Origin of the sequence: Pseudobutyrivibrio ruminis, from assembly GCF_015057245.1 — a bacterium.
In the GTDB taxonomy this organism is placed as follows: Bacteria; Bacillota; Clostridia; order Lachnospirales; family Lachnospiraceae; genus Pseudobutyrivibrio; species Pseudobutyrivibrio ruminis_E.
In genome coordinates this window covers 1-14,647 of the sequence record NZ_SVET01000006.1, presented here as the reverse complement: position 1 = coordinate 14,647, position 14,647 = coordinate 1, and the positions used below count along the sequence as shown (strand labels likewise).

General features: G+C 37.0%; 11 protein-coding genes and 2 riboswitches. Of the genes, 1 reads left to right on the top strand and 10 read right to left on the bottom strand.

Features of this window, described 5'->3' with window-relative positions:
* The 10 genes from E7274_RS06685 to E7274_RS06640 all read right to left on the bottom strand — a co-directional run bounded on the left by E7274_RS06685 (nt 1) and on the right by E7274_RS06640 (nt 13,622).
* A complete protein-coding gene (locus E7274_RS06685) occupies nt 1-1,674 on the bottom strand; it encodes an SGNH/GDSL hydrolase family protein (protein ID WP_304174712.1) in 1,674 nt (557 codons plus the stop codon).
* A 113-nt stretch (nt 1,675-1,787) separates the two neighbouring features.
* Nucleotides 1,788-2,423 carry an ECF transporter S component gene (locus E7274_RS06680; RefSeq protein ID WP_304174710.1) on the bottom strand — a complete coding sequence of 212 codons (636 nt, stop codon included), beginning with the start codon at nt 2,421-2,423 and terminating at the stop codon, nt 1,788-1,790.
* A gap of 109 nt (nt 2,424-2,532) precedes the next feature.
* Nucleotides 2,533-2,662: riboswitch (FMN riboswitch) on the bottom strand.
* A 93-nt stretch (nt 2,663-2,755) separates the two neighbouring features.
* A complete protein-coding gene (locus E7274_RS06675; RefSeq protein ID WP_304174708.1) occupies nt 2,756-4,375 on the bottom strand; it encodes a Na/Pi cotransporter family protein in 1,620 nt (539 codons plus the stop codon).
* A 139-nt stretch (nt 4,376-4,514) separates the two neighbouring features.
* Complete coding sequence (hflX, locus tag E7274_RS06670; RefSeq protein ID WP_033151687.1) at nt 4,515-5,747, bottom strand: GTPase HflX; 1,233 nt, start codon at nt 5,745-5,747, stop codon at nt 4,515-4,517.
* A gap of 152 nt (nt 5,748-5,899) precedes the next feature.
* A complete protein-coding gene (locus E7274_RS06665; RefSeq protein WP_304174707.1) occupies nt 5,900-7,993 on the bottom strand; it encodes an RICIN domain-containing protein in 2,094 nt (697 codons plus the stop codon).
* A gap of 20 nt (nt 7,994-8,013) precedes the next feature.
* Nucleotides 8,014-8,997, bottom strand: a complete 984-nt coding sequence (locus E7274_RS06660; RefSeq protein ID WP_304174706.1) for a LacI family DNA-binding transcriptional regulator — start codon at nt 8,995-8,997, stop codon at nt 8,014-8,016.
* A 14-nt stretch (nt 8,998-9,011) separates the two neighbouring features.
* Nucleotides 9,012-10,490, bottom strand: coding sequence for an alpha-N-arabinofuranosidase (locus E7274_RS06655; protein ID WP_304174704.1), 1,479 nt, complete (start codon nt 10,488-10,490; stop codon nt 9,012-9,014).
* Nucleotides 10,491-10,505: 15 nt separating this feature from the next.
* Nucleotides 10,506-11,342 carry a carbohydrate ABC transporter permease gene (locus E7274_RS06650; RefSeq protein WP_304174702.1) on the bottom strand — a complete coding sequence of 279 codons (837 nt, stop codon included), beginning with the start codon at nt 11,340-11,342 and terminating at the stop codon, nt 10,506-10,508.
* Nucleotide 11,343: 1 nt separating this feature from the next.
* Complete coding sequence (locus E7274_RS06645) at nt 11,344-12,255, bottom strand: carbohydrate ABC transporter permease (protein WP_304174701.1); 912 nt, start codon at nt 12,253-12,255, stop codon at nt 11,344-11,346.
* 53 nt (nt 12,256-12,308) lie between these two features.
* Nucleotides 12,309-13,622 carry an extracellular solute-binding protein gene (locus tag E7274_RS06640; RefSeq protein WP_304174699.1) on the bottom strand — a complete coding sequence of 438 codons (1,314 nt, stop codon included), beginning with the start codon at nt 13,620-13,622 and terminating at the stop codon, nt 12,309-12,311.
* Nucleotides 13,623-13,871: 249 nt separating this feature from the next.
* A riboswitch (TPP riboswitch) is annotated at nt 13,872-13,968 on the top strand.
* Between the two features lie 31 nt (nt 13,969-13,999).
* Here E7274_RS06640 and thiT point away from each other — a divergent pair.
* The gene (gene thiT / locus E7274_RS06635; RefSeq protein WP_033151688.1) at nt 14,000-14,566 is read left to right on the top strand and encodes an energy-coupled thiamine transporter ThiT; all 567 of its coding nucleotides are present in this window, start codon (nt 14,000-14,002) and stop codon (nt 14,564-14,566) included.
* The last annotated feature ends 81 nt before the right edge of the window (nt 14,567-14,647 follow it).

The following is a 14,647-nucleotide window of genomic DNA, read 5'->3' as shown; positions in this document are numbered from 1 at the left end:
CTATTTTACTAATCCGAATCCAAGGATTGTAAATTTATTTCGAATATCATCTGATTCAACGCGAATCTCAACATGATGCGCCGCTGTAGTCTTTTGATTTACCAGTATCAATGGATTGCAGTGGCACCATCTATTTACATATGGATCTAAGTCTCTAACAAACTCTCCATCCACATATGCCTTTGCAATAGCACCATCTACTTCTCCTGTGTCCTTCATAATAACCACGAGAGCTTTACATTCCACATCTACCGTAAATACGTTATCAGTATTTTTGCTGCCATCATACATCCAGTTGTATGGGAATTCTGGTGTCAGCTCCAAATCCAGTTCACGCTCAACGGACTGAAGGACTGTATCCGTATATACGAATCCACCTGGATTGATAGTCAGCATATCAGTATTATCTTTTTTATCAACTAAAATTACATTATCAAAAGAATTTCCTATAGCAGGCTTTGCTTCAAAATCAGGATTATATTCTTTGTCTATAGCTGCCTTTTCTATAATGGTATGCATAAGATTAATGAGGCAATCAGCCATAATAGTATGTCCCAAATTTGTTGGATGGAACATGTCATAGAAGAACTGATTCTTTGTAATTATACGTTTTGATCTATCATAAAACTGAGGTACTACAGAATCCTTCACGCTAACCATAGGTAATTCATATCTGATTCCCACTGGCTTTAATCTATCCTGAAGATTAAAATCATCAGCAAATACAGAGAACAGCAAAATCACCGCTGGCTCATAATCAAGCTTAAGAATCTTTCTTACAAGACTCTCGTAGCAGTCGCCCTGTGTCTCATCCCCCTCATCATTTACAGCAAATTCCACAATTACAAGGTCCGGCTTTATCTTTCCATCATTAGTTACATCTCTATCAAATCTCAGCATACCCAGCTCTGATGGAGTACCGCCAACACCTGCTTTTACATAATGAATATTATCCCCATCCCCCAGAAGCTTCTTGAAGCCTACAAAAGACTTATAAGCATAACACTCTGTGTTTATAGGAGTTGCACCTGCTCCCTGTGTGATTGAACCGCCGATATAGGCAATTGTCACATTCTTGCCGGCTTTTGCTTTTTCAATAAGTTTCCCAATGCGCTTCGTATTTCCAATCTGCATTAGAGAATTTGAAATCATATCCTTATACTCTTTTGAATCCACAACTACAGGAGATTCCTCCTCCTGCTCCGGTGCCTCAAAACCGTCATTTAAATACAGACGCATTGTAATAAAGCCTCTAGCCTTTTCATCCTCTGATGTAAGAATAATCTGACCTGGCACATTGTCATCCTCAGTCCATTCCACATCCTTTAGATACAGCCTCTGCTCAGAACCATCAGCTGGAATAGTAGCGTAAATATTTGCGCCTCCGCCATACTGATCCTTCTTTCCATAGAATTGAAATCTAAAATCAATTGATTGCTCCTTATCCTCCATTTCAATTGAAACACCAATACTATGTACAAGCTTTTTAAAACCATCCACTGTTTCAAGAAGCTTTAGCATCTCTTTATCATGCACGTTTCCTGTCACTTCCGCACTATTTGGCAATCTACATGCATCCTGATAAAGCTCCGTTCTCTTTCCATAAAACTCTTTTTCCTTCATAGTGAAGAAAAATCCCCTGTTCTTTTCTGGATCTGTTGGTGCTTTAACCATATTCCCCCACTCTCCTTACTATAAATTTATTTCATAGTATAAAAAAAATCCCACATCATCTACACAAAATTTGCGATGAATGTGGGATAAATTGCTATTTCGATATTCAGTTATTAATTATTGCCCTTAAGAAGTGGTCTAAGTGGCTGATAAATTAAAATTGTAATAATTGCTGAAATCATGCCCTTTACAAATGTAAATGGTACATTGAAGAATAACAAGCACTGCTCAATTGAACTGATCTTTGCAAATGGAGCAACTACCTGGTATGCTGCGATGATTGCTTCCTTTGACATAAAGTTGTAATACACTGGATAAACAATAAAAAGGTTTGATGGGAAGCTAATTACACCCATAATCAAAGCACCAACAACAGCTCCTACAATCGCACGCCCCTTTGTCTTTTTTCTATGATAAATCAAACCTGCTGGAAGCACAAAGCTTGCTCCCAAAATGAAATTTGAAAGCTCACCTACACCGCCTGTCTGTGTCATTGTCAAGTGAAGCAGATTCTTAATAAGACAAACAATAACGCCCCATACTGGTCCCAATGCAAAAGAAGCAATAAGTGCTGGAAGCTCAGATAAATCAAGTTTAATAAAGTTTGGCATAAGAGGAATAGCAGTATCTAAAAACATCAATACGAAAGCTGCTGCTGAAAGCATTGCTGTCACTGTCATATTCCTTACATTTACTCTGCTCTGCACCTTGTTACCTACTCCTTGTCCTGTCATTTGTGTTGAATCCATAATTCAATCCTCCTAAAAATAAAATATTATTAAACTTTAGGAAGTCTCCAAAAATTAATTGTGCACAATATAATAGCCCTGAGATTACTCTCAGGGCTTAACTACTATATCGCTTCTTCTTTCATCCAGACTATACTGTCGGTACTGGAATCTCACCAGTTCGGCCCTAAGGCTCGCGGACTTTACCGCCGGTCAGGAATTGAAAACCACCGTTTTCGCACCTTGCCCTGAAGATTTCCTATTTAATTGAGTACAATATACTACACTTTCCCCCGCAGCGCAACCCCTATTTTGGGACCGCCAACTTGTTACGCCTACAAGCCTACTGAATTCTACGCGTGCTCCTTCAGGGCGTAGGCGATGTTGATGGCGTGGTCAGCACATCGCTCCAGGTCGGTAACCATGTCGGAGAAGATTACACCGGCAACAGGTTCGCATTTGTTCTCCATGAGACGCTCTACGTGGTGGTTGATGAGCTGCTTCTCCTGCTTATCTACTTTCTTTTCAAGCTTTTCAATCTTGTCTAGGTTCTCGTAGTTTTCAGAAGTGAAAATATCGATGGCAAGCTCAACCTCTTCCATAGAGTTGTCAGCCATTTCCTTAAGTTCCTTGGCTGCCTTCTTTGAAAGCTTTGTCTTTTTATTCTTCATACGAGTTGCATACTCGATGATGTTTTCAGCGTGATCTGAAATACGTTCGATATCTGTAACTGCAATTGTGATTGCAGATATACGGCGAAGCATGGCTGGTGTAAGGTTCAAAGTCTGAAGCTTAACCATTGCATCCTGAATAGCGTGGTTGAGGATGTTAACTGTTTCCTCGCGCTGCTCTACATCCTCAACCTTTTCAGGTGAGTAGTCGAAGAAGCAGTCGATGGCCTTTTCAAAGTTTTCTGCTGCGATGGCACCCATTCTGGCTGCCTCAAGCTGTGCCTGGTGAATAGCCATGTTTGGTGGCACATTGTTGACCTGAGTCATGAATACAAGCTGTCTGTCCTCTGCTGCACGAGTTTCCTCTGGAAGCTTAGGAATAAACATATATGTAAGCTTAATAATGTAATCAGTGAATGGGAAGATAATACAAACTGCTAAAATAGCAAAGATTGTATGTGTGTTAGCTATCTGACGGGCTGGATCAGATGATGTAGACTGAATCCATGTCAGAAGTGGTGTTACATTTATAATAACTACGATTACAATTGCTCTTATTACATTAAACAAAAGGTTCAAAATAGCTGATCGCTTGCCGTTTCTGTTTGCTGTAAGGGATGCCAAAAGGTTTGGTGTAACTGAACCAATGGCTGCACCGATAATCAAGTAAACTGCTACATTGTAGTCCAATATTCCCTGCACAACGAATGTCTGGAAGATAACTGTTGCAGATGATGAGCTTTGAAGTAATGCTGTGAATGCAATACCAAATACAAGAGCTACAAATGGATTTGTTAATCCAGCAAGGAAGTTTTTAAACATTACTGAATTTGCAAGTGGTGCAATGGATGCTTTCATGATTGTGATACCCTGAAAGAGCATACCGAATCCCATAAAGAAAGAACCTAAATGCTTAACAATATCTCTCTTCATGAAAAGATACATTACTGCACCAATAAACAAAATGAATGGTGTAAATGTAGCAATATTAAAAGCTGTAATCTGTGCTGTGATTGTTGTACCGATATTGGCACCTAAGATAACGCCGATGGCCTGTGAAAGCGCCATCATACCTGAATTTACAAAACCAATAACCATAACATCGGTTGCAGATGAACTCTGAACCAATACTGTCATAGCTATACCAACGATGACTGCTACAAATTTGTTTGTAGTAGCCTTCTCTAGAATAACCTGAAGATTATCTCCACAGCTGTTTTTTAAGCCTGTAGACATAATCGACATTCCGAAAAGAAATAGACCCACTCCACCAAGAAGTGATAGTATCTCTGCTAAAGTCATTATTTTCTCCTTCTACCGTACTTTTCCTTCACGAAAAGTAAAATCCTTAATCCTTCTTTTTTTAGTCCTTGATAATCATAACATGTTAGAATGCCATTGTCTAAGTATTTTCTATGATATAAGTAAAATTTGTGTAAATTCAGATATAAGCCTTGATAAAAATACCGTCTTCGCGATATTCCTCTGAAATCAATTCTCCTGTCTCTCTAATCTTTGCAATACTTCCAGCTTCTGTGTAAGGAACTAATCGCTCAATATATTCCTTATTTCCACGCATCAAAGTAGCAAGGATTTCTCTTACTTTATCCAAGCCTTTTCCTGTCTTAATGGAAGTGTGTACTGTATAATCAGCTCTTAAATCGTGATAATCCAGCTCATCTTCAAGCTTATCTACTTTATTAAAAATAGTAAGAACAGGTTTGTCGCTAACTCCTAATTTGTCCAAAGTCTCATATACGATTTCCATCTGACGGTCCATCTGCGGATTGCTAACATCCACCACATGAATAATGAAATCTGCATACTTTGCTTCTTCCAATGTACTCTTGAAAGCATCCACCAAATGATGAGGAAGCTTTCTGATGAATCCTACTGTGTCTGTGAGCAGAATCTTTTGATCATTATCCAAGAGGAGCTCACGAGTGGTTGGATCAAGGGTTGCAAAAAGAGCATCCCACTCAAGGATGTTTGCATCTGTAAGTTTATTTAAAAGTGATGATTTGCCTGCATTTGTGTAACCAACAATAGCCGCTACAGGCACACCATTTCGCTGTCGCTTTGAACGAGTAAGCTCACGATGGTTTACAACGTCATTTAACTCTTTCTTCAGCTGAGTAATGCGACCTGCAATAAGACGCTTATCCATCTCCAGCTTTTTCTCACCAGGACCACGAGTTCCGATAGCACCACCGCCACCTGCTGCAGTACCACCCACACGGGACATATTTTTACCAAAGCCAGTCAATCGAGTCATCTCGTATCTAAGCTGTGCCAGCTCAACCTGAATCTTTCCTTCTGCTGTGCCAGCACGGGCAGCAAAAATATCAAGGATAATAAGGGTTCTATCCATGACCTTTGTATCTAGCGCATCAGCAAGATTGCGCATCTGTGCTGGTGTTAATTCATCATCGCAAACAATACCTGTAGCCTCTGTCTCCCAGATTAAATCTGCGATTTCCTCAACCTTGCCAGAGCCCACATATGTGCCAGGGTTTCTACGCTCCAGATTCTGCATGATTTCTCCCACGACCTGTGCACCGGCGGTTTCACAAAGCTCTGCAAGTTCGTGAAGGGAATCCTTAGCCTCTACCTCGTCCCCTTCATTAACTGATACAAGTATTACTCTTTCTATAATCTTTTCTGTATTTACCATCTAATATCCTATCTTTTCAAAATCTCTTATAGTTACATTCTACAATGTTGTTTTATGATTTGACAAGATATATCAAATAATGCTTTCAAGCATAACAAAAGGAAGCCCAATATGAGCTTCCTTTACAAGAGAAGAAGAATCTATATTAATTTTTAATTAATCCCTTCTTTAATAAGTGTCCATTCCTGACAACTATAACCAGTCGATCCCCATTGACCAACAGCAGCACCATCAGATGAGAGATTATTAAATACCTCAAGATACTTTCCACTATTTACATTCACAATATTATAGTATCCCGAATCTGTTTCCTGTAACTCCCATAACTGTGAACTACTTGTACTATAAGTAGTCTGAATTGCATTGGCCCCGTCTGAAGTGCTAGCATCTTCAATTGTAAGATACATTTCACTATTTACATTCTTAATCCTATATCTATCATTTCCAGCACTTTCAAAAATCCATTTCTGACAAGAATAGTCTGTATCACCCCACTGTCCTATACTTGCACCATCTTCTGTTGACGCACTAACTACTTCCAAATACTTCGAGCTATTTCTGTTTACAATCATAAATTCAGAAGGTGTATCACTAACTTGGATACAATCCAATTCTGCATAACCTACATTTTTAGTAAAAGCAAGAGTGTTTACGCCTGCACGTAAGTATGTTGTAAATGTTGCCCATTGGTATCTGTTCCAATCAGTGGTAACTGGATAATTTATAGTACCAACTGTTGACCCATTTTTTGTAATTGTATGAGAAGCTTCACTACTTTCACCATTTGAATATCTTACATTTATCGTATAGTTTCCAGAACTTTCAACATAGATATCATCAAATTCAACTGTACTATCACTTTCATTTATGTATTGAACTTCTTGCCCATTAGATGCATCAACGTTCGAGCCGACAGAAACATCTGTAAGTTCTGCATTTTCCGCCTCATAAATAGTACCATTTAAAGGCAACGAGCCAACTCTAATGTCATTTAAATTATACGATGTTCCATCTATAGTTTTAGCATTTGAAAAATTTTCTACATTCGTTGCTTGATATAAAGTTGTTCCATCAACACTTACATCAAAGCTCTGACTAAAACCTGAGAAATATCCTCCATTTGTATCTGTAGCATCATAGGTAACAGCCATAGGTAGTCTTTCCCATGTACCGACACCTAGATTATAGTTAACATAGAAGTTTTGGCCACCACTTATATTGTCTGAGGAATCTGTTCCCCACTTAGCCGATACAATAACCATTCCATTTGGTCCGCCTGCATCAACCCATTTAACATATGGTGAAGAACCTATGCCTCGACCATTTGCCAGTGAAATTCTAGTTCCTAGTGAATTTTCATCCCAAGTTATTCCATCATCAGAAAATTTACAATAAACAACCGCATTATTATTACTAATTGATGGACGATTTACCACTTCGTATGTTGCCATATATTTACCATTCGGTAATGAAGTAACAGTAATCATGCCTGGTCTATCTTGGTTATTTGTTATTGCTGCAACATTACCAAAATTTCCCCAAGATATTCCGTCTGAACTAGTTTTGAAACTAACTGCCTGTAAAACGCCATCCGCTTTCTGACGCTCATCTGAATAATAGCATACCAAGTCACCATCATCGTCAAGACCTAAAAATGGTTCCCAAATCGTAGTTGTAGTTGATGTTGTACTTGGGTCATATACACAAGGACCACCTGTATCTACCTGACTCAAAAACGACCAACTCGCACCATGATCTTCGCTCTTGTATATAACAATTCTAGATACTGTAGCTGGATCATCATCAAAAATATTTCCTGCTAAAAGTACTGTGCCAGCTGGCATATCACCCACCGCCTGTGGTAGCTCATATAAGCATGGCTGCGATGTTCTTAATAAACCATATTCCTGATCAAACACATTTGATATAAGCGTCCATGAATCGCCACCATCTGTACTTCTATAGATAGGGTATACTTGCTGGGAAGAGCTTGTTCCATCATCATAGGTAACATCAACATTTTTCAATTGATCATATGTACATAATAACGTTCCATTCGAAGATCCACTATGTTTTAGACAAATTATTCTTGCATAGGTCGCTCCACCTGGATCAAATGTTGCATCATTATCTGATACATAAACCGCAACACCATTACCACTAGTTTGTGCATTAGCCGTAGTTACAATCATTAAAGCCGTTGTAAAAATAGCCATTGACGACAACAACACCTTTTTTAATTTCATGTTCTGCAAAACCTCCCTTTCTACAATGTCTCTCCCCCTACAATTGTATAAGGAATAATAGTTTCTTGCTGAACCTCCGTACCATCTATAAGGTCAAACATAACTTCCACAGCTTTAGTCGAAACGTCCCGCACTCCATTATCTATTGTTGATAATCTTGGCGTGATATAATCCAGCATATCAATATTATCAAATCCCATTATTCCATAATCCTTACCAGCCGTTAGGTTTCTCTTTCTTAAGTGTTTCATTATATCTAGCGCATATAAATCACCAGAGCAAAAAAAGGCAACTCGATTATTCGCTTTATCGACTAATCTATCAATGTCGTCTAAATAATTCCATTTACCTATTACATGACCATTTAGATTTAGCTCATTTACTTTCGCTAGAAATCCCTCTTGTCGTTCTACATGGGAATATACATTTTCCTTTTCTATATCTTCCAAAGGAGGACAGATGAAATATATTTCCTCATATCCTTTCCGTGCTATAGTTTCAACTGCTTCCATTGCAGCACTTCTTTCATCTATTCCTACATATGGAATGTCTGAATCTATCTTATTACCAATTATTACAACTGGTATGTTGAGCTCATGTACGAATTCACCGAATTCAGAACCTTTTGAAACCGGAGAAAGTATTATTCCTTCAACCCTAAAGCCAGCAAGTCTTTGTAGCATATCATGTTCTTGTTTTTCTTTTTTTTCATGAAGAGAGATATTTACGCTGTACCCTCTTCTTTGCGCTTCTAAATCAAGCGTATTTAGCATTTCAGCAAAGTATTGGTTCTTAACGTCAAAAACAACAACACCAATATTACCAGTACGTCCTTTTTTTAAACTTGTCGCCAACAAATCAGGCTTATAGCCCATCTTCTCCGCAGTATCCAAAATATATTTTCGAGTTTCCTCACTAATTCTACCCGTATTATTGAAAGCTCTGTGGACCGTTGTTCTAGATACGTTGCATCTCTCAGCTATATCCTTTGTTGTAACTGCCATAATTATTTCTCCGTTCAAACACCTATTTGGATTAAATTCCAAGAAAACTTTTCGATTCTAGTACATATTATATCATTTTTAATTATGGCATCGTTCCTTTGTTTTGGCTTTACTGAATCATGATTATATTTATTAGTAACTTTTAAATCATCTGATTTTAAAATGATTTGTTCCTTAATTTCTAATGGAAGAAAACCAGCACAATCCATTTCCAAATCAATATCTTCATTACTTCTGTTTAAAATAAATGCAACTATTTCATTATTTTCCTTATTGTAAATTAATACTGAACTGAGTAAATTATCGATGTCTGTATCCCTAGTGTCTAAAACAATGCCTTTTCCATGTTTAGCCATTAAAGAGAAAGGATAATATATAGTCTGAAGCCACATTTCACCATTTTTATCAGTCATAATCATTGAAGATATGTTTGTAACTAATGCCTGACATGCAATCTTTACAATGTTGCAATTATTTATTATTGACATTAGCATTCCGGCAAAAAGAAGTGAGTCTTCAAATGTATAAATCATTTCACTAATTGCTGGAGCTTGCGACCATCTTAATGCTTCACTTTCTTTTACTGTTTCACTTGATGCATGTGTCCAAACACCCCATTCGTCCAAGCTTATATAAACATTATTATTAGCCTTTTTCTTAGCTTTAGTATATTTAATTATAGAATTCACAGTATCTACGTACTGATTTATCTCATCAGCCTGTCTCAAAAATGCTTCTGTTCCTTTTTCCTGACCACCAAAATATTGATGTAATGAAATGTAATCTACATATTCGTAGGCATCATCGAGAACTTGTAATTCCCAATCAGGGTATGTTTCCATAGTATTTAGCGAACTTCCACAAAGAACTGTCTCTATCGATGGGTCAACAACTTTCATTGCTTTCGAAGTTTCAGCTGCAAGCCTTCCATATTCGTGCGCTGTCTTGTGACCAATTTGCCACTTTCCATCCATTTCATTACCAAGACACCACATTTTTATGTCATACGGCTCAACTATCCCATTGTTGATACGCATTTGACTATACTTACTACCACCTTTTATGTTGCAATATTCAATGTAATTAATAGCATCTTGTATCCCTCGGGTGCCTAGATTTACCGCAACCAACGGTTGCGTATTTGTTAACTTTGACCATTTCATAAATTCATCAGTACCAAATCTATTTGTTTCAATAGATCTCCAAGCGAGGTCTAGACGAGAAGGTCGCCTTTCAATGGCTCCTACGCCATCCTCCCATTCATATGTGGATACAAAATTTCCTCCTGGATATCGAATCGTTGTTATCCCTGCTTTTTGTATTGCTTCAATTACATCAGTACGAAAATTGTACTCATTAATATTTTCACTATTTTCATCGTAAATACCTGTATATACAACACGCCCCATATGCTCAAGTAAAGAGCCGTAAATACGATTATCAATTCTTCCTATTACATAATCTTTATTACAACTTATTTTTATTGTTTTCATTTACACTCTCCCTTACTATGATTTCAAACCAGAGCTAGCCATTCCTTCAACAAAATATTTTTGTCCGAAAATATAAAGAATTAGCATTGGTAACAATGAAATAAGGGCTCCTGCAAAGGATGCTCCATATTGAATAGAGTTCTGTCCTACAAATAGTGCTAAACCATTTGCAAGTGTTCTCATATTTGTATCACTTGCAACAATCATCGGCCACAACAAATCATTCCAAGATCCATTTATACTCAAAATAATCAAACATATAACAGAAGATTTTACTTGTGGTAGCATAATTCTCCAAAAAATACCATATTCTGATAAACCATCAATCCTAGCGGCATCTTCTAACTCTTTTGGTAGTCCCGAAAACGCTGCTCTCATCATAAAAATGGATCCTGCAACAGCTACCCTAGGAATTATTAATCCCCAGTAATTATTGTACATTCCCATCTTATAAACTATTAAAAACAACGGAACCATAATTACTTGAAATGGAACCATCATAGTTGCCAACGTCATAAGGAAAAATCCATTTTTTCCTTTAAATTTTTTTCTTGCATAGGCATAGCCTGCCATGCAATTAACAACGACTGCTAAAGCCGTAGTTCCTACCGAATATATAATAGAATTTAAAATATATCTGAATATCTTAATTCGTTTATTTGTAGCTATAAAATTATCTAACGTAAATGAGTGTGTCCAAAAAGTGGGCGGATAAGATAATATCTCTTTTTCTTCTTTAAATGCGCTAAGTGTTAGCCATAGAAGTGGTACTACCACTAGCAGCGCTATAATTATCAATATGATATATGCTGGGATTTTGGCGATTACTCCTTTTGCATTTGATTTCTTCATTTTATTCTTCCTCTGCATTCATTTTTTTATACAACAAAACAGTTACTACTAGAATTATGAAAAACAGTATCACAGACAACGTGGATGCATATCCCATCCTTGATTCAGATGAAAAAGCTCTAGTATATATATAAGTAACAGCAGATTCGGTTGTATAATTAGGACCACCATTTGTTGTCATAAAAATAATGTCAAAAATCTGTAGTGAACCAGCTAACCTAGTCATTAAAATATACCAAAATGTTGGTTTGATTAATGGAACTGTTACATTCCAGAACTGTTTAATTTTGCCGGCTCCATCCATCTGAGCAGCCTCGTATAAAGACCCATTTACATTTTGAATTGCTGTAACATAAATGATTGCAGATACTCCAAAACTTCTCCAAATAGAAATGAATGTGACAACAAAAATTGTTAGATGGACATCATTTAAAAAATTTATTCTTCCCAAACCCAAAGCTTGCAAAGAATAGGTAAAAAATCCAACATTTGAATGAAGAATCATCTTCCACATAATACCGATTGCAGTTGCAGAACATATAACTGGAAGAAAATAAATAGCTCTAAATATTTTGTTAGAAATATTATTTTTTGAGATAAGTGCTGCTATAATCATCGCTCCAAATACTTGTATTGGAACTTCAATAGCAGTAAATATTAATGTGACCTTAAGACTATTAAGAAATCGTTTGTCTTGAAAAGCTTCCTTGAAGTTATCAAACCCCACAAATTTCGCCGAATTTAGTGTCATCGGAACATCAAAAAAGCTCAACCCAAATGCCATAATCAATGGCAAAATAATAAACAAAAACAATAAAATTATTGATGGAAGGATGAAAACATATGCCGATCCCTCATCGGAATTTAGGTACTTCCATATATTCTTTTTGTTGTTTTTAGCTAGACTATTCATTATCATTCTCCCAATTATTTGGGGTGATATATATCACCCCAAATACATAATCATTAATTATATTGTGCAACTAAATCATCAGCTTCTGATTGCAATTCATTTAAAACATCAGCTGGATCTTCACCATCAAATAATACAGGCTGTGTCATTTCAGGTATTATGTCTGAAATAAATGTTCCTATTCCTGGGAATGATGAATCTACAATAAAATCAGCGGAAACATCTGTATTTGTATTTGTCATAGACATAACTTTTTCATTAGCCTGATAAGCATCACTATTTAAAACTGAATTTAGGTAAGTAGGATAACCAAAATCTAAAGACCAAGTCTCTGCTGGACAATCACCATTTGCATCCTGTGTATTCCACCATTCAATAAATCTATAGCATGCAAGTTTCTCATCTTCATCAGCTGCCGTTGTCACAGCCATACCAATAACCTCTGCTGAAGTCATTTCTCCAGCATCTCCTGTAGGAATAGTTGTAATTCCATAATTAATTCCTGCTGTATCCATTCCTGATGTAAGCCAAGGACCATTTATTGTCATACCTAACTGTCCAGCCGTCATCATTGAATCAGTGTCATCTGTAAGTGGATTATCACCACTATCAACAAGAGATTTATATGTTGTTAAAAACTTCTCATAGCCTTCGTTTCCTGCAAGGTTTGCTACCCAGTTTCCCGATGAATCTTGTGTTACTGCCAAGCCACCAAATCGCTGGATTGTATGAGCCATTTGATAATTGTATCCATAGCACAATCCAGAACCATATACATTCTTGCTAGAATCAGTGATGGCCTGTGCATACTCTACATATTCATCCCATGTTGTAGGCCCCTTTTCTGGATCTAGTCCAGCTTCTTCAAATAAATCCTTATTCCAGTATAAATAGAAACCAACTATTTCCATTGGTACAAGATATAAATTGTCATCTTCTGAACAATAATCTAAATAAGATTGAATAAAATCATCCTTGTTTAAACTAGTCTTGTCAAAGATATCGCTCATATCCTGAAGATAATCGCCATAGGTAAACCTGCTAGCGCTTGAAAATAAAACTAACTCTGGACCTTCACCAGCTGCAAATGCCGATGAAAGTTGTTCATCTAAACTTGATGAAATATCCATATCTACTGTTATTCCGTATTCATTTTCACTATTAAATTTGTCTACTAGCTCAACTAGCTCATCCCCATCTGAACCAGTAAAACCATTCCAGAACTTAATAGTAATTGCATCCGCAGATTCCTCTCCTGTGTCTCCAGAAGAGCTTGTGTTTGAACTGGTAGATGCTCCACCACATGCTGTCATGCTTGATACTATCATCGCTGACATAAGTAAAGCTGAAATTAATCTTTTCTTCATGACCTTCTCCTTTTCATAAACTGTTGTGTTAACACGTGCGTACTCGTGTACGCTTCATCTATAAAAATAATACTCCCCAGAGGAGTAGTCTGTCAATTTCATCTTTTTAATAAAAATAATTCTTATTTTTTTTGCATTTTTGCTAAATAATTTAAACTCTAATAAAATAATTTAACAAATAATAATTCTTGTTTTTCTATTTTTCATTGACTATATCTTACTCTAGTGCTATGTTTATAATCGAATTAAATAATTTGCTAGGGGCGCATATGCTGAGAGGTGCTTGCACCGACCCTTAATACTTGAACTGGATAATACCAGCGTAAGGAAGCGATAGACGAATCTCCTAGCATTGATGTACGAAGGGAGATTTTTTAATGATTAATCACATGTCTAACGAAAAAACTAAAATCACATTTTCTGCAAAGCAACTAGCTTTTTGTGCTGCTTCTATGGCACTTGCTTTTGTTTTGTCTAATATTAAGGTATTTAAATTCCCAACTGGCGGTTCAATTACATTACTTTCAATGCTCGTTGCATGCCTTCCTGGTTTTTGGTTTGGTCCTATTGTTGGAATTATCACAGGTGTTGCCTATGGATTGCTAAACCTCATTGTTGATCCTTACATTCTTTTCCCAGCACAGGTTATTGTTGATTACATACTCGCCTTTGGTGCTCTTGGATTATCTGGATTCTTCAAGGATTCTAAATATGGTCTTATCAAAGGTTACATCGCAGCTGTTTTAGGACGCTACGTATTTGCGGTAATCTCAGGTTGGATTTTCTTTGGCGAATGGGCTTGGGAAGGTTGGAATCCACTAGCTTACTCACTTGCTTACAACGCAATCTACATCTTTGCTGAGGCTGCTGTAACACTCATCATTCTTTTCATTCCACCAGTAAGAGATGTTATGAACAGACTTAAAAATATGGCTACTGAATAATTCTTAATCAAAACCACCGGCTTAGCCGGTGGTTTGTTCTAGCCCTATAAGGGCTTGTTACCGGCACTGGAGTCTAAAGAC